Origin of the sequence: Streptomyces sp. NPDC059454 (assembly GCF_042749965.1) — a bacterium.
Classification (GTDB): domain Bacteria; phylum Actinomycetota; class Actinomycetes; order Streptomycetales; family Streptomycetaceae; genus Streptomyces.
The window spans coordinates 11,651-35,680 of the sequence record NZ_JBHYVC010000055.1 but is presented as its reverse complement, the minus strand read 5'-3'; the positions used below and the strand labels follow the sequence as shown (position 1 = coordinate 35,680).

20 protein-coding genes are annotated in these 24,030 nt (G+C 70.9%); 7 read left to right on the top strand and 13 right to left on the bottom strand.

Going from position 1 to position 24,030, the window contains the following annotated elements; translation table 11 throughout:
• The first annotated feature begins 155 nt into the window (after positions 1–155).
• The gene (locus ACFXAE_RS28320; protein WP_384719850.1) at positions 156–1,133 is read left to right on the top strand and encodes an arabinan endo-1,5-alpha-L-arabinosidase; all 978 of its coding nucleotides are present in this window, start codon (positions 156–158) and stop codon (positions 1,131–1,133) included.
• A complete protein-coding gene (locus tag ACFXAE_RS28315; protein ID WP_384719848.1) occupies positions 1,115–2,548 on the top strand; it encodes a family 43 glycosylhydrolase in 1,434 nt (477 codons plus the stop codon). The genes ACFXAE_RS28320 and ACFXAE_RS28315 overlap by 19 nt, the downstream gene beginning before the upstream one ends.
• A 12-nt stretch (positions 2,549–2,560) precedes the next feature.
• Here the strand turns inward: ACFXAE_RS28315 and ACFXAE_RS28310 are convergent, their stop codons facing one another.
• From ACFXAE_RS28310 to ACFXAE_RS28275, 8 genes are all read right to left on the bottom strand, one after another.
• Entirely contained in the window at positions 2,561–4,309 is a 1,749-nt protein-coding gene (locus tag ACFXAE_RS28310; protein WP_384719846.1) for a pyridoxal phosphate-dependent aminotransferase, read from the bottom strand.
• Positions 4,310–4,480: 171 nt separating this feature from the next.
• The gene (locus tag ACFXAE_RS28305; RefSeq protein ID WP_384719844.1) at positions 4,481–5,641 is read right to left on the bottom strand and encodes an aldose epimerase family protein; all 1,161 of its coding nucleotides are present in this window, start codon (positions 5,639–5,641) and stop codon (positions 4,481–4,483) included.
• Positions 5,642–5,696: 55 nt separating this feature from the next.
• The gene (gene mmsB, locus ACFXAE_RS28300) at positions 5,697–6,944 is read right to left on the bottom strand and encodes a multiple monosaccharide ABC transporter permease (protein ID WP_217128931.1); all 1,248 of its coding nucleotides are present in this window, start codon (positions 6,942–6,944) and stop codon (positions 5,697–5,699) included.
• On the bottom strand, positions 6,941–8,491 hold the full coding sequence (mmsA, locus tag ACFXAE_RS28295) for a multiple monosaccharide ABC transporter ATP-binding protein (RefSeq protein ID WP_384719842.1): 1,551 nt from the start codon (positions 8,489–8,491) through the stop codon (positions 6,941–6,943). The genes mmsB and mmsA overlap by 4 nt, the downstream gene beginning before the upstream one ends.
• A 32-nt stretch (positions 8,492–8,523) precedes the next feature.
• Entirely contained in the window at positions 8,524–9,633 is a 1,110-nt protein-coding gene (chvE, locus tag ACFXAE_RS28290; RefSeq protein WP_384719840.1) for a multiple monosaccharide ABC transporter substrate-binding protein, read from the bottom strand.
• A gap of 140 nt (positions 9,634–9,773) precedes the next feature.
• Entirely contained in the window at positions 9,774–10,742 is a 969-nt protein-coding gene (locus ACFXAE_RS28285; RefSeq protein WP_384719838.1) for a hypothetical protein, read from the bottom strand.
• A gap of 129 nt (positions 10,743–10,871) precedes the next feature.
• Positions 10,872–11,876, bottom strand: coding sequence for a zinc-binding dehydrogenase (locus tag ACFXAE_RS28280; protein WP_384719836.1), 1,005 nt, complete (start codon positions 11,874–11,876; stop codon positions 10,872–10,874).
• 34 nt (positions 11,877–11,910) lie between these two features.
• The gene (locus ACFXAE_RS28275; RefSeq protein WP_384719834.1) at positions 11,911–13,074 is read right to left on the bottom strand and encodes a mandelate racemase/muconate lactonizing enzyme family protein; all 1,164 of its coding nucleotides are present in this window, start codon (positions 13,072–13,074) and stop codon (positions 11,911–11,913) included.
• 241 nt (positions 13,075–13,315) lie between these two features.
• Between ACFXAE_RS28275 and ACFXAE_RS28270 the strand changes: the two genes are divergently transcribed.
• Positions 13,316–14,110: a hypothetical protein gene (locus ACFXAE_RS28270; protein WP_384719832.1), complete on the top strand. Its 795-nt coding sequence runs from the start codon at positions 13,316–13,318 to the stop codon at positions 14,108–14,110.
• A gap of 137 nt (positions 14,111–14,247) precedes the next feature.
• Here ACFXAE_RS28270 and ACFXAE_RS28265 read toward each other — a convergent pair whose 3' ends face one another.
• Positions 14,248–14,685, bottom strand: a complete 438-nt coding sequence (locus ACFXAE_RS28265) for a MarR family winged helix-turn-helix transcriptional regulator (RefSeq protein ID WP_384719830.1) — start codon at positions 14,683–14,685, stop codon at positions 14,248–14,250.
• 92 nt (positions 14,686–14,777) lie between these two features.
• On the opposite strand from ACFXAE_RS28265, the gene ACFXAE_RS28260 reads away from it, so the two are divergent.
• Positions 14,778–15,797: an NADP-dependent oxidoreductase gene (locus tag ACFXAE_RS28260; RefSeq protein WP_384719828.1), complete on the top strand. Its 1,020-nt coding sequence runs from the start codon at positions 14,778–14,780 to the stop codon at positions 15,795–15,797.
• A gap of 95 nt (positions 15,798–15,892) precedes the next feature.
• On the opposite strand, the gene ACFXAE_RS28255 is transcribed toward ACFXAE_RS28260, so the two are convergent.
• On the bottom strand, positions 15,893–16,492 hold the full coding sequence (locus ACFXAE_RS28255) for a hypothetical protein (protein ID WP_384719826.1): 600 nt from the start codon (positions 16,490–16,492) through the stop codon (positions 15,893–15,895).
• Between the two features lie 64 nt (positions 16,493–16,556).
• Between ACFXAE_RS28255 and ACFXAE_RS28250 the strand changes: the two genes are divergently transcribed.
• Positions 16,557–17,351, top strand: a complete 795-nt coding sequence (locus tag ACFXAE_RS28250; protein WP_384719824.1) for an EI24 domain-containing protein — start codon at positions 16,557–16,559, stop codon at positions 17,349–17,351.
• The gene (locus ACFXAE_RS28245; protein ID WP_217128942.1) at positions 17,348–17,962 is read left to right on the top strand and encodes a LysE family translocator; all 615 of its coding nucleotides are present in this window, start codon (positions 17,348–17,350) and stop codon (positions 17,960–17,962) included. The genes ACFXAE_RS28250 and ACFXAE_RS28245 overlap by 4 nt, the downstream gene beginning before the upstream one ends.
• On the opposite strand, the gene ACFXAE_RS28240 is transcribed toward ACFXAE_RS28245, so the two are convergent.
• Positions 17,934–19,217 carry a pyroglutamyl peptidase gene (locus tag ACFXAE_RS28240; protein WP_384719822.1) on the bottom strand — a complete coding sequence of 428 codons (1,284 nt, stop codon included), beginning with the start codon at positions 19,215–19,217 and terminating at the stop codon, positions 17,934–17,936. The two genes, ACFXAE_RS28245 and ACFXAE_RS28240, sit on opposite strands and share 29 nt — an antisense overlap.
• Before the next feature lie 186 nt (positions 19,218–19,403).
• On the opposite strand from ACFXAE_RS28240, the gene ACFXAE_RS28235 reads away from it, so the two are divergent.
• Positions 19,404–21,842, top strand: a complete 2,439-nt coding sequence (locus ACFXAE_RS28235) for a glycoside hydrolase family 3 protein (RefSeq protein WP_384719820.1) — start codon at positions 19,404–19,406, stop codon at positions 21,840–21,842.
• Between the two features lie 80 nt (positions 21,843–21,922).
• Here the strand turns inward: ACFXAE_RS28235 and ACFXAE_RS28230 are convergent, their stop codons facing one another.
• On the bottom strand, positions 21,923–22,894 hold the full coding sequence (locus ACFXAE_RS28230) for an aldose epimerase family protein (RefSeq protein ID WP_384719818.1): 972 nt from the start codon (positions 22,892–22,894) through the stop codon (positions 21,923–21,925).
• 15 nt (positions 22,895–22,909) lie between these two features.
• On the bottom strand, positions 22,910–23,812 hold the full coding sequence (locus ACFXAE_RS28225; protein WP_384719816.1) for an SGNH/GDSL hydrolase family protein: 903 nt from the start codon (positions 23,810–23,812) through the stop codon (positions 22,910–22,912).
• Between the last annotated feature and the right edge of the window lie 218 nt (positions 23,813–24,030).

Below are 24,030 nucleotides of genomic sequence, written 5' to 3'. Positions count from 1 at the left end.
TCGCGTCCGCTGAGACAGGCTCACGGGGTCCGGGAGGGAGAGGGGCTGCGCGGACCATTGACGCGCAAGTGGTTCGATTCTACGGTCCGTTCGAACTTGCGATCGCCGTTCGGCATTCCGAACGCACACTGACCCCCACCGCAAGGAGAACCCGTATGAGCCGCACCCTCCGCAAACGCGCCGTCCTGCTCGCCCTCCCCGCCGCCGCCCTCCTGGCCCTCATGCCGACCACCGCCTCGGCGTACCCCAACCCCGGCCGCGTCACCGGTTCCGTCGTCACGCACGACCCGTCGATGATCCGGACCCCCTCCGGGCAGTACCTCCTCTACGCCACCGGCGGCGGCATCGCCAGCAAGACCTCCACCGACCGCACCGCCTTCTCCGCCGGCGCCGACGCGTTCTCGTCCCGCCCGAGCTGGTGGCGGAACTACTCCTCGGTGCCGGAGGCCTGGGCGCCGGACATCTCGTACCACGGCGGCAAGTACCTGATGTACTACTCCGTCTCGAAGTTCGGGTCGAACACCTCCGCCATCGGGCTCGCCGGATCCACCACCGGACAGCCGGGCAGCTGGAGCGACTACGGCACCGTCTACACCTCGAACTCCTCCAGCGACTTCAACGCCATCGACCCCAACCTCTTCGTCGACGACGACGGCAAGTGGTGGCTTTCCTTCGGCAGTTGGTGGACCGGGATCAAGATGATCCGGATCGACCCGTCCACCGGGAAGCAGCTCTCCTCCCACACCACCCGCTACTCCCTCGCCTCCCGCCCCTCCGGGACGAAGGCCGTCGAGGCGCCGTTCATCGTCAAGCGGAACGGCTACTACTACCTCTTCGCCTCGTACGACACCTGCTGCGCCGGCACCGGCTCCACCTACAAGGTCAAGGTCGGCCGCGCCACCGGCGTCACCGGGCCGTACCGCGACAGGAACGGCGTCCCGATGATGAACAACGGCGGCACGCCCGTACTCGAGTCGCACGGCAGCGTCATCGGCCCCGGCGGACAGTCGGTCATGAACGACGTCGACGGGGACCTGATCGTCTACCACTACTACGACGGCAACGACAACGGCACCCCCAAGCTCGGCATCAACCTCCTGAACTGGAGCAGCGGATGGCCCGTCGCCTACTGACCCTGCTGGCCGCGCTGCTGCTCGCCCTCTCGCTCGGGCAGTCGTCCGCGCAGGCGGCCTCCTTCGCCAACCCCGTCAAGGCGCAGAAGGGCGCGGACCCCTGGATCGTCCGCCACGACGGCGACTACTACCTGATCAGCACGTCCTGGACCGACGTCATCACCCTCCGCAAGTCGCCCACCCTCGGCGGCCTCGCCACCGCCCCCGGCGTGCAGGTGTGGCAGGGCGACGCGGCCTCCCGCTGCTGCAACATCTGGGCGCCGGAGCTGCACTACCTCAACGGCCGCTGGTACCTGTACTACGTCGCCGGGCAGAACGTCGCCGACTACAACCCCACCCAGCGCAGTCACGTACTGGAGAGCGCGGGGTCCGACCCCATGGGACCGTACAGCTACAAGGGGCAGCTCAACTCCTCCTGGATGCTGGACCCGACGGTCGCCACCATCAACGGGCAGCTGTACCTCTTCGGCAGCACGCACGAGGGGACGCAGAACGTCGTCGCCGCGCGCATGTCGAACCCCTACACGGTGAGTTCGTCCTTCTCCACCGTCTCCACGCCCACGTACGACTGGGAGCGGCAGGGCGGCGCCGTCAACGAGGGTCCGGAGATACTCCAGCGGGGCGGCCGCACCTTCCTGATCTACTCCGCGAGCGGCTGCTGGACCCCCGACTACAAGCTCGGGCAGCTCGCCCTCACCGGGTCGAACCCGGCCTCCGCGTCCTCCTGGACCAAGAAGTCCACGCCCGTCTTCCAGCGCAGTGACGGCAACGGCGTCTACGGGCCGGGCCACAACGGGTTCTTCACCTCGCCGGACGGGACGGAGAGCTGGATCGTCTACCACGCCAACGACTCCGCGTCCGAGGGGTGCGACAACGGACGTACGGCACGGGCGCAGAAGTTCACCTGGAACTCCGACGGGTCACCGAACCTCGGTACGCCCGTGCGGCTCGGGGCGGGCCTCACCGGGCCCTCCGGTGAGCCGTCGACCGTCTCGACCACCTACACCCTCACCAACCGCAACAGCGGCAAGTGCCTCGATCTGGCCGGGAGTTCGTCCGCCGACGGTGCCGATGTGCAGCAGTACGCCTGCAACGGCGGGGCCAACCAGCGGTGGCGTCCGGAGGACCTCGGGGACGACACCCACCGGCTGGTGAACGCCGCCACCGGAAAGGTGCTGGACACCGAGAACTGCTCGTCCGCCGACGGCGCCGACCTGCGGCAGTGGTCGTGGCTGGACAACACCTGCCAGCGGTTCCGGTTCGTGGCGACGGACAGCGGTTACGTCCGCATCGTCAACCAGGCCACCGGCAAGGTGGCCGACGTCGCCGACTGCTCCACCGCGGACGGCGCCGACGTACGGCAGTGGACCTGGCTGAACAACGGCTGCCAGCAGTGGCGGCTCGATCCCGTGTAGCACCGCGGTGGTTCAGCCCGTCCGGCCCATCCCCGCCGCGTCGGGCCAGGCGGGCTGCGGTCCCGGCCAGCCCGTCGCCGGGGCCGCGGAGAGGCCGTCGGTGCCCCTGACCTGGGCGGCCGTCAGGCCACCGCGGGCGGGGACACCGGGCGGGGTGAGGCCGGTGGGCGGCGGCGCCTGCGCCGGTACCGGGTACGCCGCCGCGGCGGGCGCGAACGGCTGCGCGGGCTGCGGGACCGGCTCCGGAACCTGCTGGGGCACGGGCACGGGCACGGGCATGGGCTGCGGCACGGGCGCGGGCTGGGGCATGGGCTGCGGTACGAACTGCGGCACGGGCTGAGCAGCCGGCTGAGGCACCCCCGGTACCCCCGGCACGCCCGCCCCGACCCCCGTCACCACCGAAGCCGCGGCCGGCACCGGCATCCTGCCGCCCGCGCCCGCCGCGGGGGCGGACGCGGCGGCGGGGAGCGGCATGCCGGTGCCGGTGGACGGAGCGGCGGCGAGCCCCGGAGCGCCGGCACCGGTGGCTTGAGCGGCGAGCCCCCGCATGCCCGCCCCGTTGGTCCGGCTCACCAGGCGGTCCACGGCCGCCGTGCCCGAGCTGTAGCCGGTCCCCGGGGCCTGCTCGGGCGCGGCGGCTCCTCTCCTGGACGTCCCGTAGAGCACCTGTTCCAGGCCGGTCACCAGGCGGCGCACATCGACCTGGGGGCGTACCACGAGGCGCAGGAAGCGGCTGGACGAGCCGATCTTGTTGCCGCACTCGCGGACCAGGATCCGGTGCTCGGTGAGCATCCGGTCCCGGACCACGGTGCCCTCGGCGCCCACGGGGAGGCGCACGAAGAGGAAGTTGCCCTGGGACGGGTAGACCGTCAGCCCGGGCAGCGAGGAGAGCTGGCCGGACATGTCCATCCGGTCGCGGCGGACCTGGTGCAGGCTCTGGGCGTACTCGGCGCCGTGCTCCTTCAGCATGAACACCACGTGTTCGGCGAAGGAGTTGAGGTTCCACTTGGGGAGCATCGACCGCACCTTCCCCGCGAGTGCGGGGTTGGCGACCAGGTAGCCGAAGCGGATGCCGTGCAGGCCGAAGTTCTTGCCGAGGCTGCGCAGCACGATGACGTTGGGGCGCAGCATCGCCTCCTGCACCACGCTCGGTTCGTTCTCCGCGTCGGCGAACTCCAGGAACGACTCGTCGACGACCACCAGGTCCAGGTCGGCCATGGCGTCCATGAACTGCACGATCGCGTGCTTGTGCAGGAAGCCGCCGTCGGGGTTGTTCGGGTTGCAGATCACCGCCACCCGGGTGCCCCTGGCCCGTATGAACTCCGCGTACTGCGCGAGGTCGAGGGCGAAGCCGCCGGCCTCCTGGAGCGGGAACATGTCGACCCGTTTGCCGGTCTCCATGGGCTGGTCGGTCCAGCGGCCGAAGGTGGGGACGGGGACGGCGAGGGACTCACGGACCAGGAGGTGGTCGATCCAGGTGATCAGCTCCGTGGAGCCGTTGCCCATCGCCACGCACTGCGGCGGCAGCCGGAGCAGGCTGCACAGCTCGGCCGTGATGGTGTCGGCGCTGCTCGGGTAGTACGTGATGATGTCGCGCAGCCGGGCCGCCATGTCCTCGAACATGGCGGGGGTGGGGAAGTACGGGTTGCAGGGGATGCAGAAGTCCACCGGGCCGGCCCCGTCGCTCTCCCGCGTCAGCGCCGCCATCGACGGACTGTGCGCCGTGGTGCTGCGGAACAACGAGGTCACGTTGTCGGCCATGGAACCTCCGTGTACGGCGGGCCCGTTGGGGAGGCGGGCCCGTCATGCCTGGGTGGCCCGCGCGGGGGAGCACGGGCCACCCAGGAGTACGGAGCGGGGCGCGCCGCCGTTCAGCTCATGTGAGGAAAATGTGACGGCTGCGATCCCCAGGGGCTCATGCCCCGACGGGACTCACGCCCCGAACGAATGGACCGTCGTCGTCCGGTACGTCTGCCCCGGCCGCAGCACGGTCGACGGGAACGACGGCTGGTTCGGCGAGTCCGGGAAGTGCTGGGTCTCCAGGCACAGCCCGTCGCCCTGCCGGTAGACCCGGCCGCCGGTGCCCACGAGGGTGCCGTCGAGGAAGTTGCCGGAGTAGAACTGCAGGCCCGGCTCGTTCGTCGCGATCCTCAGCGTGCGGCCGGAGGACGGATCGCGCAGCAGGGCGACCTGCTCGGGACGGCTGGTGACGCCCTTGTCGAGCACCCAGTTGTGGTCGAAGCCCTGTCCGTACAGCACCTGCTGGTGCGCGGTGCGGATGTCCCGGCCGATCGGCTTGGCCCGGCGGAAGTCGAAGGGGGTGGCCGCGACCCGCGCCAGTTCGCCCGTGGGGATCAGCCCCGAGTCGACCGGCGTGTAGCGGGAGGCGGCGATGGACAGCTCGTGGTCGTAGATGGAGCCGCTGCCCTCGCCGGCGAGGTTCCAGTAGACGTGGCTGGTGAGGTTGACGACGGTGGCCTTGTCGGTGGTGGCCTCGTAGTCGACGCGCCAGTCGCCGTTCCGGGTGAGGGTGTACGTGACCTTGGTGCGCAGCGTGCCCGGGTAGCCCATCTCGCCGTCGACGCTCGTGTAGTACAGGTACAGGCCGACGTCGGAGCCCCGGGTGAACGGCTCGACGTCCCAGACCCGCTTGTCGAAGCCCTGGGAGCCGCCGTGCAGGCTGTTCTCGCCGTCGTTGACGGAGAGCTGGTACGTGGTGCCGTCGAGGGTGAAGCGGCCCTTGTCGATGCGGTTGCCGTAGCGGCCGATCAGGGCGCCGAAGTAAGGGCTGGAGGCGACGTACTCCTCGAGGGTGTCGAAGCCGAGGGAGACGTTGGTGTAGCGACCGCGGCGGTCGGGGATCTCCAGGGCCCGGACGATGCCGCCGTAGGAGAGGACCTTCATCCGGGTGCCGCCGTTCTCCAGCGACCAGCTGTGCACCTTGGTGCCGTCGGCGAGCCTGCCGAAGAGCGACCGCACCGGCTTCCCCCTGCCCGACGAGGCGTGTGCCGTTCCGCCGAACGCGGTGGCCGCGGCGACACCGGCCGCCGTCGCTCCGGCTCCTGCGATGACCGTGCGTCTGTTCAGTTCCATCCGTGCGGCTCCCGAAAAGGAAGGGGCCCCGCCGTCCGGCGGGGCCCGAGCTGACTTACGAACCGGACTTGCGCTTGTTCCACACGTCGAAGCCGACCGCGGCCAGCAGTACCAGGCCCTTGATGACCTGCTGCCAGTCGGTGCCGATGCCGACGAGGTTCATACCGTTGTTCAGCACGCCCAGGACCAGGCCGCCGATGATCGCGCCGAGGACCGTTCCGACACCGCCGCTCATCGACGCGCCGCCGATGAACGAGGCGGCGATGGCCTCCAGCTCGAAGTTGAGGCCGGCCTTGGGAGAGGCCGCGTTGAAGCGGGCGGCGAAGACCAGACCCGCCAGGGCCGCGAGCATGCCCATGTTCAGGAAGACCAGGAAGGTGACCTTCTTGTCCCGCACACCCGACAGCTTGGCCGCGGGCAGGTTGCCGCCGATGGCGTAGATGTGGCGGCCGATGACGGCGTTGCGCATCACATAGCCGAAGCCGACGAGCAGCGCGCCGAGGATCAGCAGCACGATCGGGGCGCCCTTGTAGCTGGCCAGCAGCATCGTCACGACGAGGATGGCGGCACCGAGCGCGACGAGCTTCAGCAGGAACAGCTTGGCGGGGAGGACCTCGAGGTCGAACTCCTTCTGGCGGCGGCGGTCGCGGACCTCCTGGAGGACCACGAGGGCGATCAGTCCGATGCCGAGGAGCAGGGTGAGATTGTGGTAGTTGGTCTCCGGGCCGACCTCGGGCATGAAGCCGTTGGCGACCGTCTGCAGACCCTTGGGGAACGGGCCGAGGGTCTGGCCCTCCAGGAAGATCTCGGTGAGACCGCGGAAGGTCAGCATGCCCGCGAGGGTCACGATGAACGACGGTATGCCGCCGTAGGCGATGAACCAGCCCTGTATCGCGCCCGCGAGGGCGCCCACGGCCAGACAGAGGATCACCGCGACGGGCCAGGGCATGTCGTTCTTGACCATGAAGACGGCGGCCATCGAGCCGACGAACGCCGTCAGTGACCCGACCGACAGGTCGATGTGGCCCGCGATGATGACCAGCATCATGCCGATCGCGAGGATCAGGATGTAGCTGTTCTGCAGCACCAGGTTGGAGACGTTGCGCGGCAGCAGCAGGTCGCCGTCGGTCCACACCGCGAAGAGCGCCACGATCAGGCCCAGGGCGATCAGCATGCCGTACTGGCGCATGTTGCGGCGCATGCCGTCCAGCATCAGCTGGAGCAGGCCGTCACCGCTGCCCGCCCCGTCCTTGCCCGGCGGCGCGGCCGCCGGCGTCTTGTCGGTGACTTCCGTGCTGCTCATCGGGATACCTCTTTGTCCTTCGTCATCTGACGCATCAGCGATTCCTGGGAGGCCTCGGCCCGCGAGAACTCACCGGTCAGCCGCCCCGCGGCCATCGTGTAGATGCGGTCGCACATACCGAGCAGTTCGGGCAGCTCGGAGGAGATGAAGACGACCGCCTTGCCCTCGGCGGCCAGCTGGTCGATGACCGTGTAGATCTCGTACTTGGCGCCGACGTCGATGCCGCGCGTCGGCTCGTCGAGGATCAGCACGTCCGGACCCGCGAAGATCCACTTGCTGAGCACGACCTTCTGCTGGTTGCCGCCGGACAGCTTGCCCACCGGCTCGAACACCGTCGGCGCCTTGATGTTCATCGACTTGCGGAAGCCCTCGGCGACCTGCCGCTCCTCGTGCTCGTCCACCACACCGCGCCGGGCGACCTTCTTCAGGGCGCTGAGCGAGATGTTGCGGTTGATGGTGTCGATGAGGTTCAGGCCGAAGTGCTTGCGGTCCTCGGTGACGTACGCGATGCCGTGTCCGACCGCTTCGGGGACGGTCCTCGTACGGATCTCCGTGCCGTCCTTGAGGACGGTGCCGGCGGCGTGCCGGCCGTAGGTGCGGCCGAAGATGCTCATCGCGAGTTCCGTGCGGCCCGCGCCCATCAGGCCGGCGATGCCGACGATCTCACCGCGCCGCACCTCGAGGGACACGTCGTCGACGACCTTGCGCTGCTGGTCGATCGGGTGGTGCACGGTCCAGTTGCGGACCTCCAGGGCCGGGGCGGCGCCCTCCTCCGGCTGGTGCGGGGTGCGCTCCGGGAAGCGGTGCTCCAGGTCGCGGCCGACCATGCCGGAGATGATCCGGTCCTCGCTGGTCTCCTCGGCCTTCACGTCGAGCGTCTCGATGGTCCGCCCGTCCCGCAGGATCGTCACCGAGTCGGCGACCTTGCGGATCTCGTTGAGCTTGTGGGAGATGATGATCGAGGTGATGCCCTGTTCCTTCAACTCCAGGATCAGGTCGAGGAGTTTGTCGCTGTCCTCGTCGTTGAGGGCCGCGGTCGGCTCATCCAGGATGAGCAGCTTCACCTTCTTGGAAAGCGCCTTCGCGATCTCCACCAGCTGCTGCTTGCCCACGCCGATGTCGGCGACGCGGGTGTCCGGGTGGTCGGACAGGCCGACCCGGCGCAGCAGTTCGGTGGCGTGCTTGAGGGTGGCGTTCCAGTTGATGAACCCGCGCGTGGCGTGCTCATTGCCGAGGAAGATGTTCTCCGCGAGGGAGAGGAACGGCGACAGCGCCAGTTCCTGGTGGATGATGACGATGCCGTGCTGCTCGCTGGCCCTGATGTCCTTGAACTCGCAGGGCTGCCCCTCGAAGAGGATGTCCCCCTCGTAACTGCCGTGCGGGTGGACGCCGGAGAGGACCTTCATGAGAGTCGACTTGCCGGCGCCGTTCTCGCCGCAGATGGCGTGGACCTCGCCCCGCTGGACGGTCAGGGTGACGTCCGACAGCGCCTTGACGCCGGGAAAGGTCTTGACGATCGAGCGCATTTCCAGGACGGGTCCCGCCATGGTCGTGCCTTCCAATCCTTGAAGGGGCCCGGTTACTTGAGCTGGTCCTCGGTGTAGTAGCCGCCGTCGACCAGGACCTGCTTGTAGTTGGACTTGTCGACGCTGACCGGCTGCAGCAGGTAGGCGGGGACGACCTTGGAACCGTTGTCGTACGACTTGGTGTCGTTGACCTCGGGCTTCTTGTCGTTGAGGACCGCGTCGACCATGTTCGCGGCGACCTTGGCGAGCTCGCGCAGGTCCTTGAAGACGGTCTGGGTCTGCTGGCCCGAGATGATCGACTTCAGCGACGCGACCTCGGCGTCCTGGCCGGTGACGACGGGCATGGCCTTGCTGCCGGAGCCGTAGCCGTCCGACTTCAGGGCGGACAGGATGCCGATGGAGATGCCGTCGTAGGGCGAGAGCACCGCGTCGACCCGGGCGCTGCGGTAGCTGGAGGTGAGCAGGTCGTCCATGCGCTTCTGCGCGGTGCCGCCGTCCCAGCGCAGGGTGGTGACCTGGTTGAGGTCGGTCTGCTTGGAACGGACGACCAGCTGGCCCTTGTCCATGTACGGCTTCAGGACGTTCATCGCGCCCTGGAAGAAGTACCTGGTGTTGTTGTCGTCGTTGGAGCCGGCGAACAGCTCGATGTTGAAGGGGCCCTTCTTGCCGGCCTTCAGCCCCAGCTTGTCGACGATGTAGCCGCCCTGCAGCTCGCCGACCTTCTCGTTGTCGAAGGAGGCGTAGTAGTCGACGTTCTCGGTGCCGAGGATCAGCCGGTCGTAGGAGACGACCGGGATGTCGGCGTCCTTGGCCTGCTGCAGGACGTTGCCGAGGGACTTGTTGTCGATCGCCGCCACGATCAGGGCGTCCACACCCTGCGTGATCATGTTCTCGATCTGGGAGACCTGCTGGTCCGGGTCGTCCTCGCCGAAGACCAGCTTGGTCTTGAACCCCTTGGCCTTCAACTCCTTCTCGACGTTGGCGCCATCGGCGATCCAGCGCTCGGAGGACTTCGTCGGCATCGCGATGCCGACGGTGGCTCCCTCGGAGCCGCCCTTGTCCTCCTCGCTGCCGCCCTCGCCGCTCTGGCCGCAGGCGGTCAGGGTGAGGGCGAGGGAGGCGGCCGAGGCGACGGCGGCGAGTGCGGCTCTGCGGTTACGCATGGTCATCATCCTTGATGTGTGTGCGGGGTCGGTCCGGACGAGCGGGGCGCTTCCAGGGGGTGAAGCCAGGAGGCCGAGAAAGAGGTGTGTGCGATTGTGCGCGGCTGTGTCTACTTCTGTGAAGCCGAGTTTCCGGAACGTTATGACGAGATTTCGAACCGGCTCAGATCACCCGGAAGCCGCGAACCGAGCGGCGCCATGTCGCCGTCCGCGCCGTGCCGGGCCAGCAGGTCCAGGGCCAGCCGGCCGCGCCGTACGCGCTCCTTCGCGGTCGCCAGGGTCAGCTCCCGCAGGTGGTGCCCGTACGGGTAGATCCCGGGCGCCTTGGACAGGCCGAACTTCAGGTACAGCGGGGCGCCGCGCCGGATGAGTTCGGCGACCTCGTACATCCGGACGTAGCCGCCGAGGTCGTCGGGGGCTTCGATGTACATGTCCATCGGGGTGGCCGAAACCCGCCGTATCTCGGTGAGGTGGTCGAGCGTCAGATCGCTGGGGACGTTGATCGAGTCGGCGCCGAGCCGCTCGTAGACCGCGAACGAGGCGGGGTTGACCGGTCCGACGAGTGCCGAGAGCTTCAGCGTGGTGTCGGCGGGCAGCAGCCCGGCCGCGCGCGCCCGGTGCAGCGTCCACAGCACGCCCTCGTCGGCGACGAGCAGGCACGTGACGCCCAACTCGGTGGCGCGCACGGCGTCCTCGACGCAGCCGGCGACCGCGTCGTGGCCCCGGGCGCGCAGTCCGGCGCCGCCCGAGTCGGTACGGGTGGAGCCGCCGATGTCCCAGGTGCCGCGCGGGCCGGTGAACAGGCAGAGCTCGATGTCGCGCTCCGCGGTGGCCTCGGCCATCTCGGTGATCTCGGCGTCGGTCAGCATCCAGACGCCGCTGCCCTGGCTGATCCGGTGGATCGGCACATCGAGGCGCGAGGCCTCCTTCAGGACCACGGCCAGCGCCTCGGGGCCCTCGCACGAGGGGATCTCGGTGCGCCAGCGGCCACCGCCGGGGAAGGTGTGCGGCGAGGCGTCGGCGGGGTCGAGGGCGGGTGCGCTCAGGCCGAGCGCGGTGAGGGTCTGTTCACCGGGCCTGCGGGGAGCCGTGGCGGAAGCGTCGGTCACAGGGTGTCCTTTGGTTCGGTATGTCGGACGAAGTTCGCGGCTCGGGGTACGAGTCGGGCGGGGGAAGGGCGGGGGCTGGGTGTACGCCGGTACGGGGGCCGTCAGGTCGCCCTCGTACCGGCGTACGGACTAGGGACGCAGCAGGACCTTGCCCACCTTCGGATCGCCGGACCCCACCAGCTCGATGGCCTGGGGGAACTCGGCGAGCGGCAGCTCGTGGCTCACCAGCGGCAGCGGATCGAGCAGCCCGGCGGCGAACACCCGCACGGTGTGCGCCCAGGCGTCCGGCGGCGCACCGAAGACGGTGTGCACCTCCAGCTGCCGTACGACCAGGTCCGTGGGGTCGAGCCCGTCGGCGCCCGGCGCCGGGATACCGGTGAGGACCAGCCGCCCGCCGCGCCGCAGCAGCGAGGCCGCCGTACGGGCCGCGTCCGCGGACCCGGCGGTCTCGATCACCACGTCGAAGTCGTCCGGGAGCGGCTGGTCCTTCGTGCGGAAGCCGGTTGCCCCGTACCGCCGGGACAGCGCCTCGCGGTCGCTCCGGGAACCCACCACCAGCAGCTCGGAAGGGGAGCCCGCGCGCAGGAACTGCACGGCGAACATCCCGAGCGTGCCGGTGCCGACCACCGCCACCCGCTCACCGGGCACGGCGTTCGCCTTCAGCGCGGCGGCGGCGATGCAGGCGGCCGGCTCCAGCAGCGCGGCGGCGCTCAGGTCGGCGTCGTCGGGGAGGACGTGCAGCAGCCGGGCCGGGAGGGTCAGCGTGGCGGCCATGGCGCCCGGCTGGGTGAACCCGGTCTCCTCGTAGCCCGCCGAGCACAGCGTCGTCTCACCGGCGTGGCAGCGGTCGCAGACCTGGCAGTTGCGGAAGCCCTCGCCGACGACCTTGCGGCCGACCAGCGCATCCGGCACCCCCGCGCCCACCCGCTCCACGGTCCCGGACCACTCGTGCCCCGGAGTGAGCGGGTAACGCACGTATCCCTCGGGCCGGTTGCCCTGGTACACCTCGCGGTCACTGCCGCAGATGCCGGAGGCGTGGACCCGGACCAGGGCCTCGCCGGCCCCGGGCTCGCGCGGCTCGTGCGGGACCAGACGGTGTTCGCCGGGCCCCTCGATGACGACCTGGGTGCTCATCGCGTCCCTCCGGAGCGGTGGTGGCCGGCGGGGTTCACTTCGCGCCCTTGGGCTTGCGCGTCTCCCAGCCCTCGGCCCACAGGTCGAACCGGGCCTGCTGCTGCGGGAACTCGGCCGCCGCGTCGACGTCCAGCTCCACACCGAGGCCGGGGGCGTCGGAGAGGTGGAAGCAGCCGTCCTCCGGGTTCACCTGGGGCGCGCCCTTGACGACCTTCTTGATGTCCGCGTCCGCGAAGTCGTTGAAGTGCTCCAGGATCTTGAAGTTCGGGGAGGTGAAGCCGACCTGGAGGGACGCGGCGGTCAGCACGGGGCCGCCGACGTTGTGCGGGGCGACCAGCATGTAGTGGGTCTCGGCGGTCGCGGCGAGCTTGCGCGTCTCCCAGATGCCGCCGATGTGACCGACGTCCGGCTGGATGATGTCCACGGCCTGGCTCTCGAACAGCTCGCGGAACTCGATCCGGTCATGGATGCGTTCACCGGTGGCGACGGGCATGTCGACCTTCGCGGCGACCTTCTCCAGCGCCTTGAGGTTCTCCGGCGGAACCGGCTCCTCCAGCCAGGCCGGCTTGAACGGCGCGAGCTCCTTGGCCAGCCGGACGGCGGTGGCGGGGGAGAAGCGGCCGTGCATCTCCAGCATCAGCTCGGCGTCGGGGCCGATGGCGTCACGGACCGCCTCGATCAGGGAGACCGCGTACAGGCTCTGCTCGTGGTCGAGTTCGAAGTGCCCGGTGCCGAACGGGTCGATCTTCAGCGCCCGGTAGCCGCGCTCCATCACGGCCTGCGCGGCCTTGTGGTACGCCTCGGGGGTGCGCTCGGTGGTGTACCAGCCGTTGGCGTACGCCTTGACCTTGTCGGTGACCTTGCCGCCCAGCAGCTGCCAGACGGGCACGCCGAGGGCCTTGCCCTTGATGTCCCAGCAGGCCATCTCGACGACGGCGATACCGGACATCACGATCTCGCCGGCGCGGCCGTAGTCGCCGTACTTCATCCGGCGGACCAGGTCCTCGACAGCGAACGGGTCGGAGCCGAGAATGTGGTTGACCTCGGCCTCCTTCAGGTAACCCAGGAGGGCGTCGGTGTGGCCCAGCATCCGGGTCTCGCCGACTCCGGTGATTCCCTCGTCGGTGTGCACCTGGACGTACGTCAGGTTGCGCCACGGCGTCCCGACCACGTGTGTGCTGATTCCGGTGATGCGCACGGCAGTTAGCCCCTCGCTGTGATGGTGGACCTTGTCGTCGGTGTCCGCAGTTCGACGTGTTCGATATTTCGTCACACGTTCGAAATGCTGGCGTGACAGTAAGGACGGGGTGGCGGGGGTGTCAATGGGTCGCGCGCATAACGGTTTCGACAGTTTCGAAACCATTGAGCAATGGTCCGCACCAAACCTTCACAACAAGGCCTATGAAGCGGACCGGAACGGAACCTAACCTTCCCGCGTCATGGACTTTTGCCACTCGTGCCGACGGCACCTCAATGGCGCTCTGGCCTGCCCCGGCTGCGGCGCGCCCGCCGAGACGCTCCGCGCCCAGCAGCAGGAGCCCGCGGGGTACGAGGGGGAGGCGTACGAGGCGGCCCGGGCCGAGGAGACCCCCGCGGAGCACGACGACGGGGAACCGCGGGACGACGAGCCGCGCGGACGCCGGTCGGCCCGGCGCCGAGGGCCGGAGCCGGAGCTGGAGCCGGAGCCGGAGCCGGAGCGTACGGCGGGGCAGAGCCGTCGGGACCGCAAGGCCGCGGCACACCGCCGCCGGCGCAACCGCACGCTGCTGATCGCGGCGGGCTTCGTCCTCGCGGCGGGCGGGCTGAGCCTCGCGGAACTCGGACTGGACGCGCCCGGGTCGTCGCCCAAGCCGGCGGCGGCCGGGGAGGAGACCGCCGACGGCGGCGGGACGGAGCTCGAACCGACGAAGTCCCCGAGCGGTGCCCCGGCCGCGGTCACGTCCGAGGAGTCCTCCGGTCCGGGGGCGTCCGGTTCCCCGTCGGCCTCCGGGTCCCCGGAGGACAAGGAGTCGGAGAAGGCGGACGACGAGACCGGGCAGGACGCCTCGTCGGCCCCCGCGCAGACGCCCACGACCGACCCCGCGACGACGCCGCCGGAGGCCCCGGAGGCCCCGGAGGCCCCGGAGGCCCCGGAGGAACCGGAGGCCCCCGAGCCGGACCCGACCACGAAGGAGCCCGAACCGGAACCGGAGCCCACGGAGACGTGCGACCGGTTCCTGTGGTGGTGCACCTGAGCCGGCCCCCGTTCCCGCGGGCAGTCGTGCCGCTGGGGCGGCACGGGTGGGCGCGACGGCACCCCGCAAGCGCCGGGCCGCGCAACCCACCCCCGGCCCACACCGACGCGGGGCACCTGCCCCACCGACCGTAGTCGCTACCCCAGCATCCTCCGCAGCGCGTCCCGCAGCGCCACCCGCTCCGCCTCCGAGAGCCCCGCCAGCGGCTCGCGCGCGAACCGCAGCGACTCCCGCAGGCTGCGCGCCACCCGCCGCCCCTCGGCCGTCGCCGCCGCCAGCTTCACGCGCCGGTCCGCCGGATCCGGCCTGCGCTCCACCAGACCCCGGGACTCCAGCCGGTCGACGATGCCCGTGACGTTCGACGGCTCGCACTTCAGCCGCTGCGCCAGCTTCCGCATCGGCAGCGGCTCCAGGGACAGCAGACTGAGCAGCTTCGCCTGGGCACCCGTGAGGGCGTGACCGGCGGCGGCTTCCTCGTACTCCTCGTGGTAGCGGGCCACCACCGAGCCGATGAGCTCGACGACCTCCAGGGTGAGGGCGTCGGGACGGTGCGAGGCGGTGCGGGGTGTGGCCATGCCCACCAGGGTACCCGCTTGCTTGACAACCTGAAATATTCAGCCGCATGGTTGTTTCAGGTAATGAACTGTCCGAGGAAAGGTGCCAGGCCATGACCGCCCCCACACCCCCCGCCACCGGCCGTGAGTGGCATCTGCTGAGCCGGCCCGTCGGCTGGCCGAAGCCCGAGGACTTCGCCCTCGTCGAGACGGAGGTACCCGCCCCGGCCGAGGGGCAGGTGCTCGTACGGAACAAGTACCTCTCCGTCGACCCGTACATGCGCGGCCGGATGAGTGCCGCCAAGTCCTACGTCGCCCCGTACGAGCTGGGCAAGGCGATGCAGGGCGGCGCCGTCGGCGAGGTCGTCGCGTCGGGCGCCGAGGGGATCGCCGTCGGCGACCACGTCCTGCACTTCCTCGGCTGGCGCGAGTACGCCGTCGTGGACGCGAAGAACGCCGTCAAGGTGGACCCGGAGACGGCACCCCTCTCGGCCTACCTGGGCGTGCTGGGCATGACCGGCCTCACCGCCTACGCCGGCCTGCTGCGCACCGCCGCCTTCAAGGAGGGCGACTCCGTCTTCGTGTCCGGCGCCGCGGGCGCCGTCGGCAGCCAGGTCGGACAGCTCGCGAAGCTCAAGGGCGCCTCACGGGTGATCGGCTCGGCCGGCTCCGACGAGAAGGTGAAGCTGCTCGTCGAGGAGTACGGCTTCGACGCCGCCTTCAACTACAAGGCCGGCCCCGTGCACGAGCAGCTGCGCGACGCCGCCCCGGACGGGATCGACGTCTACTTCGACAACGTCGGCGGCGACCACCTGGAGGCGGCCATCGGCAGGCTCAACCGGGACGGCCGGATCGCCGTCTGCGGGATGATCTCCGTCTACAACAACACCGAGCCCGCCCCCGGCCCGCGCAACCTCGCCCGGCTGATCCAGACCCGCGGCCGCATCGAGGGCTTCCTCGTCGGCGACCACTACGACCTCCAGCCGCAGTTCGTCCAGGAGGTCGGCCCCTGGGTCCGCTCGGGCGAGCTGAAGTACCGCGAGACGGTCGTCGAGGGCATCGAGAACAACCTGGAGGCGTTCCTCGGCGTCCTGCGCGGCGACAACACCGGAAAGATGATCGTCAAGCTCTGACACGGCCGTGACGTCGCGCCGCCGACGGTCGTTGCGTACGACGAGGGCCGCACCCTTGGACGTGGGGTGCGGCCCTCACCTGTACCGGGCGGGAGTCAGCTGCCCATGAAGTACCCGAGGAAACCCATCCGGTTCAGAAAACGCCCGGGCCACGAGAAGAGCGCACCGCCGAAGGAGAGGTTGCGCGTGTAGACGCCCTCCAGCAGGATCGCGAGCCCGAGATCCAGCGCGTCCACCTCACCTCGCGTGACACCGGAGAGGCTCTGCGGACGCCGCCGCTCCGAGCGCGTCATCGTGACGACGGCTCCCTCGCGCCGCAGCTCGTGCCGGAGCCCGCTGTCCAGCACCCGGTAACGGTAGGAGCGTCCGGAGAGCTCGATGCGCAGGGCGCGGCTCTGCCGGGTGACGGCCAGATGGCGCCGACGCAGCTCGGCCGTGCGGCCGTCGGCTTCGAGCTTCATCAACGCCAAGCGCGGGGCCCCGCGGAAGCCGATGCCGTGGAAGGCCAACGCCGGCATCGCCTCGCCTGCCACCCGGGCGGTCAGTCTCTCCACGAAGGAATTGGCCTCCTGGGGGTACTTCAACCCGACCGCTCCGGAACCGGGCAGGATCCCGGTCCAGGTGTGCGTGGTCCGCTTCAGCAGCCCTTCGAGCTCGGAGCCCGTGCGCAGGAGCTGGAACTGCGTGGTGGTCATGTGTCTCTCCCCCAGGCCTGTGCGGGCGAGGCTCTTTGCCCGGCCCCCCGCTACAGTCTTCCCCATGCGCGATCTTGGGGCGGGTTTCCGTTATCTCCTGGCGGGCCAGCGGTGGGTGGCCCGGCACGGCAGGCAGTTCGGGTTCGGGCTGCTGCCGGGGCTGATCACCCTGGTGCTGTACGTGGCGGCGCTCGTCGCCCTGGCCCTGTGGGGCGAGGACTTCGTCATCTGGGCGACACCGTTCGCCGACGACTGGGCCGACCCCTGGGGCGGACTGTTCCGCGGCTTCCTCACCGTCGTCCTGTTCGCCCTGTCGCTGCTGCTGTCCGTGCTCACCTTCACCGCGATGACCCTGCTCATCGGACAGCCGTTCTACGAGAACCTCTCCGAGAAGGTCGACCGGGACGTCTCACCCGACGGCACCGCACCCGAGTCGGGTCTGCCCCTGCTGCGGGAGCTGTGGATCTCCGCCCGCGACAGCCTCCGTATCGTCGTGCGCGCCCTGATCTGGGCCGTGCTGCTGTTCGCGCTCGGGTTCGTCCCGGTGCTCGGGCAGACCGTCGTACCGGTGATCGGGTTCTTCGTCACCGGGTTCTTCCTCACCGAGGAGCTCACCGCCGTCGCGCTCCAGCGGCGCGGGGTCGAAGCGCGCGAGCGGCTCGGTCTGCTGCGGTCCCGCAAGACCCTGGTGTGGGGCTTCGGCACCCCCCTGGTGGTGGCCTTCCTCGTCCCCTTCGTCGCCGTGTTCCTGATGCCCGGCGCGGTCGCCGGCGCCACGCTGATGGCGCGCGACCTGCTCGGTGAGGAGACCGCCGGGGACGGCTCCGGGGAGTCCGAGGAGGAGGGCGTCCCCTCATGACCGAGGTGCTCGCCGTCGCCGTCATCACCGTCCTGGCCGTGATCGCCCCGGGCGCCGACTTCGCCATGGTGGTCCGCAACAGCTACCTCCACGGCCGCCGCACCGGCCTGCTCGGCGCGCTCGGTGTCGCCGCCGGTGTCCTGGTGCACGTCACCTACACGATGCTCGGCGTCGGACTGCTGATCGCCTCCTCGACCTTCCTGTTCACGGTCATCAAGCTGGTCGGCGCGGCCTACCTCGTGTACATCGGCGTCCGCACCTTCCGCACCCGCGGCGAGGTCACCGTCGACCTGGAGAACAAGACGGAGCTGACCCCGTTCGCGGCGCTGCGCACCGGCTTCCTGACCAACGTCCTCAACCCGAAGACGACCCTCTTCGTCGTCTCGACGTTCGCGCAGGTCGTCAGCCCCGGCACCCCGGTCCTCCAGCAGGTGGGCTACGGCCTGTTCATGTCGCTGGCCCACCTGCTGTGGTTCGGCGTCGTCGCGGTGTTCTTCTCCCACGACCGGATGCGCACCCTGATGCTGCGCGGTCAGAAGGTCCTCAACAAGGTGATCGGGTCCGTCCTGGCCGGCCTCGGCGTCAGCCTCGCGTTCGCTCCGTCGCACTGACCGCCACGGTCACGATCGACCGCACCTGCTCGATGATGTCCAGCCGGTTCCGCACGAACTCGGGGTCGGTGACCTCGGTGGTGTTCCCGGCGCCGAACTGCAGGACGGGCGTGTGCACATGCCCGCCCGGCAGCCTCCCGTGCAGCCCGAGCCGGTCCCGCAGCAGCGTCGCCCGGTAGGCGATCTCGTTGGACAGGTAGTCCCCGCCGCCCCCGGCCCGCGCCGTCGAGCCGGGCGTCGGCCCCTGCGGCCGGACGACGGGCTCGGTGCCTCCCGCCGGGATCTCGGTCACGCCGGTGTTGTCGTACACCGGGAACCGCCCGGTGTCCGCGGCGACGATCTCCGCGTACGGCAGGGTCGTGGACGTCCACTGCGGCTGCGAGGCCGGGTCGGTGACCGGGATCGTCTCCGTGCGGCCGATGTTCTCGTTGTCGCCGAAGCCGCCCCGCCAGGCCCCGTTGGTCCGCTCGACGTCGAAGCGGCCCACCCGGCCCTGGCTGACGGTCGCGAACAGGTCGACCCCCTTCAGACGCGGCCGCAGCGCCCGCTCCACCGTCCCCGCCGCGAAGTCCCGCCAGCGCACCGGGAACACGGCCGTCTCGACGCGCGCCGGACCGTCCGCGGTCTCGATCACCGTGCCGTCCAGGGCGAGTGCGACGGCGCCGGACGGGTTGGAGATGCGGATGTCCCGGTCCAGGGTGAACGGGTCGAAACCGGTCACCAGGATCCGCTTCATGCCCGTGCCGTGCGGGGCGGGGGTCCCCCCGCCCGAGCGAAGCCGGGAGGGGGGGAGGAGCGTGGTCTGCCCGCGCGAGGTCCGGTCCAGCTCGTCGAGCAGCCCCGCCCGTCGCTCCTCGCTCAGCCGGAACCCGGGCTCCCAGGTGCGCAGTTCACGGGTCATCCCGAGCCGTGCCCAGTACAGCGGCCGGTCGTCGTCCCGGCTGAGGTCGCCGCCCGCCGGGCCGCGCCCCTGCGCCCGGTCGACGGCCCTGCGCCACAGCTCCGTCCCCTCGCGTACGACGGCCCGCCGGACCTGGGCGTAGGAGCCCGCGCGGTCGAGCGCGCGGGCGAACTCCGGTGCCGCGTCGGCGAATCCGGAGCGGCGCAGTATCTCCTGCGGGACGGCCCCGTCCAGGCGGCGCTCCTCGACGGTGGGGGAGGGGGCCGTCCCGGCGGCGGTCGCGGCCGTGGGGGCGGTGAGGCCGGTCAGCAGGGCCAGACCGAGGACACCGATGCGAACACGTAGGGAACTCAAGAGCGTTGGCCTTCCGTCGTTGTGGGGTACGGGGATGCCGGAGGCCGCAGTATCGCGTGACCGCGGCGGTCCACGCCATGGGACGCGAGGGCCGGGTGGGCTGACGGCCCGCCTCACGGGGCAGTGTCAAGGAAGCCGGGCGGCCGGATCGTGAGCCGTCCACGATGTCGGGACGGAGGTGCCGGGGTGGCGCGGACGGCGGAGGAACGGCGGGCGGCGGTCGTGGAGGCGGCGCTCGACAGGCTCGGACTGGACGCCAAGACCCGGTTGCTGGCCGGGCAGGACATGTGGAGCCTCCCCGCGCTGCCGGAGATCGGCCTGGGCGCACTGGTGATGTCCGACGGCCCGATCGGTGTGCGGGGAGTGCGCTGGAGCGCCGACGACCCCTCGGTCGCGCTGCCCTCGCCGACCGCCCTCGCCGCCACCTGGGACCCCGGACTCGCCGTCCGCGCGGGGGTGCTGCTGGCCCAGGAGGCCCGCCGCAAGGGCGTCCACGTGCTGCTCGCGCCCACGGTCAACCTGCACCGCTCCCCGCTCGGCGGGCGCCACTTCGAGGCCTACAGCGAGGACCCGTACCTCACCGGACGCATCGGCGCGGGCTATGTGACCGGCGTCCAGTCCGGCGGCGTCGGCACCACCGTCAAGCACTTCGTCGCCAACGACGCCGAGACCGACCGCTTCACGGTGGACAACATCGTCGGCGAACGCGCCCTGCGCGAGCTGTACCTGGCCCCGTTCGAGGCCATCGTCGCCGCCGCCCGCCCCTGGGGCGTCATGACCGCGTACAACTCGGTCAACGGCACGACGATGACCGAGCACCGCCACCTCGTCGAGGAGGTCCTGCGCGGCGAGTGGGGCTTCGACGGCATCAACGTCTCCGACTGGAACGCCGCCCGCTCCACCGCCGCCGCCCTTCTCGGCGGCCTGGACATCGCCATGCCCGGCCCGCGCACCGTCTACGGACCGGCCCTCGCGCGGGCCGTACGGGACGGCGAGGTCGAGGAGGCGGCGGTCGACGAGGCGGTCCGCCGGGTCCTGCGGCTCGCCGCCCGCGTGGGCGTCCTGGCGGGCGCCGAACCGGCCGTGACCGAACCGCCCGGTACCGTGGACGGTGAGGCGCTGGCCCGCGAGATCGCCCGCCGCTCCTTCGTCCTGGTCCGCAACGACGGCGGCGCGCTGCCGCTGGAACCCGGCACCGTGGCGCTGATCGGCGCCGCCGCCCGTGACGCCCGCGTTCTCGGCGGCGGCTCCGCCACCGTCTTCCCGGCACGGATCGTCTCCCCGCTGGACGGCCTCACCGCCGCCCTCCCCGAAGGCAGCCTCCGTTACGCCGTCGGCGCCGACCCCGACACCGGACTCGTCACCGCCGGACGGGGATTCGAGCTGCGTGCCGTCTGCCGCGACATCGACGGCACCGTCATCGGCACCCGCGGCGCCGCCGACGGCCACATCCAGTGGATGGGCACCGACCTCCCCGAGGGCGTCACCCACGACACCCTCCACACCGTCGAGCTCACCGGCACCTTCACCCCGCACGAGAGCGGCCGGCACACCTTCGGCACCCGGGGCGTCGGCGCCTTCACCCTCACCATCGACGGCACGACCCACTACGACGACGTCCAGCCCCCGCGCGAGAACGACCCCTTCGGCGCCTTCTTCGGCGGCCCGGTGCCGCGCGCCGAGGTCGATCTCACCGCCGGCGTCCCGGTCGAGGTGTCCCTCACCCGCGTCGTCCACCGCACCGCCGACCGCCCCATGCCGGTCATCACCTTCACCCTCGTCCACCAGGAGCCCCGGCGCGACCCCGGCGAGCTGATCGCCGAGGCCGTCGAGACGGCCCGCGGCGCGGACACGGCGGTGGTCGTCGTGGCCACCACCGAACGCGTCGAGTCCGAGGGCTTCGACCGTGAGGACCTGCGTCTGCCCGGCCACCAGGACGACCTGGTGCGCGCCGTCGCCGCCGCCAACCCCCGCACCGTCGTGATCGTCAACGCCGGCTCCCCGGTGGAGCTGCCCTGGCGCGAGGACGTCGCCGCCGTGCTGCTGAGCTGGTTCCCCGGCCAGGAGGGCGGCGCGGCCCTCGCCGACGTCCTCACCGGCGCCCACGAGCCCGGCGGCCGGCTGCCCACCACCTGGGGCTCCCTGGGGGACGCCCCGGTCACCCGGGTGACCCCCACCGACGGCGCGCTCCCCTACGAGGAGGGCGTGTTCATCGGCCACCGCGCCTGGCAGCGGGCCGGCCGCACCCCGGCGTACCCCTTCGGCCACGGCCTCGGCTACACCGCATGGGCGTACGAGTCCGTCGAGGCCGACGGGACCGCCGACGGGACCACGGTGACGGTCCGTGTCCGCAACACCGGCGAACGGGCCGGCCGCGAGGTCGTCCAGATCTATCTGTCACCGAGCGAGCCCGACCCCTCCCGCCCGGCCCGTTGGCTGGCCGGGTTCGCCTCCGTGGAGGCCGGAGCGGGTGAGCGGGCCGAGGTCACCGTCGATCTGCCGCGCCGCGCGTTCGAGGTCTGGGACGAGGAGGCCGCATCATGGTCATATGTGAAGGGTTCGTACGAGATCGAGGTGGGGCGCTCGATCGAGGACCGCAGGATCAGCGTGACGGTTAACGTCTGATCCGGGAAGTATCCACATGAGCAGCCCCGGTCCGGGACCCTGACCCCGGACCGGGGCTCATGTGTGCGGGGGCCGCCGCGTCACCGCACGCCGAAGCCGTACACCGTCTCCGAGCGGAACACCTCGCCCGGCTTCAGGACCGTGCTCGGGAACTCCGGACGGTTCGGGGAGTCGGGGAAGTGCTGGGTCTCCAGCGCGATGCCGTCACCGGGGGTGAAGGGCTCCCCGATGTGGTCCGCGGTGTACAGCTGCATCCCGGGCTCGGTGGTCGCCACCGTCAGCACCCGGCCCGACGCCGGGTCGTACAGCTCGGCGACCTCCTCGGCAGCCGCCGTCACCCCCTTGTCGAGCGCGAAGTTGTCGTCGTACCCGGTGCCGGTCTTGCGGGCCTCGCGGAAGTCGAAGCGGGTGCCGGTGACGTCGGCGAGCTCACCGCTCGGGATCAGGTCCGCGTCGGACGGGGTGTAACGGGAGGCGGCGAGCCGCAGCTCGTGCCCGGCCGCGCTGCCCGAGCCGGCCAGGTTCCAGTACGAGTGGTTCGTCAGGTTCACATGCGTCGGCGCGTCCGTCACCGCCTCGTAGACGATCCCCAGCGCGCCCCGCTCGTCCAGCGTGTACGTCACCGAGACCTCCAGCCGGCCCGGGAAGCCCTCCTCGCCGTCCGCGCTGACCAGGGACAGCCGCAGACCGTGCTCGACCGGGCTCACGTCCCACACCCGCTTGTCGAAGCCCCGCGCACCGCCGTGCAGCGAGTTCGGGCCGTTGTTCGCGGCGAGCGTGTGGTCGCGCCCCTCCAGGGAGAAGCGGGCGCCCGCGATCCGGTTGGCGTACCGGCCGATCAGGGCGCCCAGGAAGGGCTCCGGATACCGGAGATAGCCGTCCAGGTCGGAGAACCCCAGCACCACGTTCCCGGTCCGCCCGTCCCGGTCCGGCACCTCGACGTCCTGCACGATCCCGCCGTAGGACAGGATCCGTACCCGTACGCCCGCCCGCTCCAGGGTCCAGCGGTGCACCGGCGTGCCGTCGGAAAGTGTGCCGAAGAGTTCGTTCATGTGCGGAACAATAAGTCACGGCTGCTTCGCCGTGACCGTCCGGTACGCGATCTCGGCCAGCTTCGACTGCCCGTCGATACTGGGATGGAACCAGTCCCAGCGGCTCAACTGGTCGGTGCCGAAACGGTACTCGTACACCGCTCCGCCGTCGAAGCGGCAGCGGCGGTCCTTCGCGCAGACCTCCTCCAGCACCTCGTTGTAGTCCTCCACCCGGTTCTGCACCGTCTCGCGCCGCAGCGTCGCCGCCGCGTCCAGGGCGTCCGCGTCGCCCAGCATCGACGGGCAGATGCCCAGCTTCCACACCTGCTTGCCCAGCGGGTTGGTCCGCCCCTGCGACCAGAGCCGCTTCAGGTTCGGCACGCTCGCCACGTACACCTGCGCCTTGGGCAGCGCCTCGCGCAGCGTGCGCATGGCCTCCTCGAAGTCGGCACGGAAGTCCGCCACCGGCGTCATCGCCGCCGTGGTCTCCCGGCAGGCGTCGTTCGCCCCGGCCATCACCGCCACCAGCTCCGGGCTCCGCCGCACCGCCCGCGCCATCTGCCCCGGCAGATCCGCCATCCGGGCCCCGGTCACCGAGTGGTTCCAGCTCCGCCCGGCCGCCTCCGCCCGCCCCAGCAGCCGTACGGCGAGACTGTCGACCTCCTCGCTGCCGCCCGTCGCCCACGACACCTCGGGGCAGTCCGTCAGCACCGCGCACGCGTCGAAGCCGCGCGTGATGGAGTCCCCCACGGCGGCGACCGACTCCGGACTGGTGTCCCACACGGGCGTGGGCTTCGGGGACGGCCGCCCCTCCTTCGCCGACGGGGCGGGGGAGTCACCGCCGACGGCATCGCAGCCGGCCACGCCCAGCGCGGCGGCCGTCACCACGGCGAGCAGGGCCCGTGAACGGTGCCCACGCCTCCGCGTCGCCTGCTCCATCCGTCGCCTCCCGCGCGTCGTGGTCCGCCCGTCCCCCACCATGAACAACGCGCGAGAGTTCCCGCCCGCACCCGCACAGGCGTCCTGCCGGGTGAATGACGCATGTTTCCCGGCACCGGGACCGACGGTACGTCACACTCCTTGCGCCGTCGCACGGTAGCCTCGCCATCAACGTGGTCCGCCCGGGCCGCGCCCGTTCCGTCCGTTCCAAGACGACC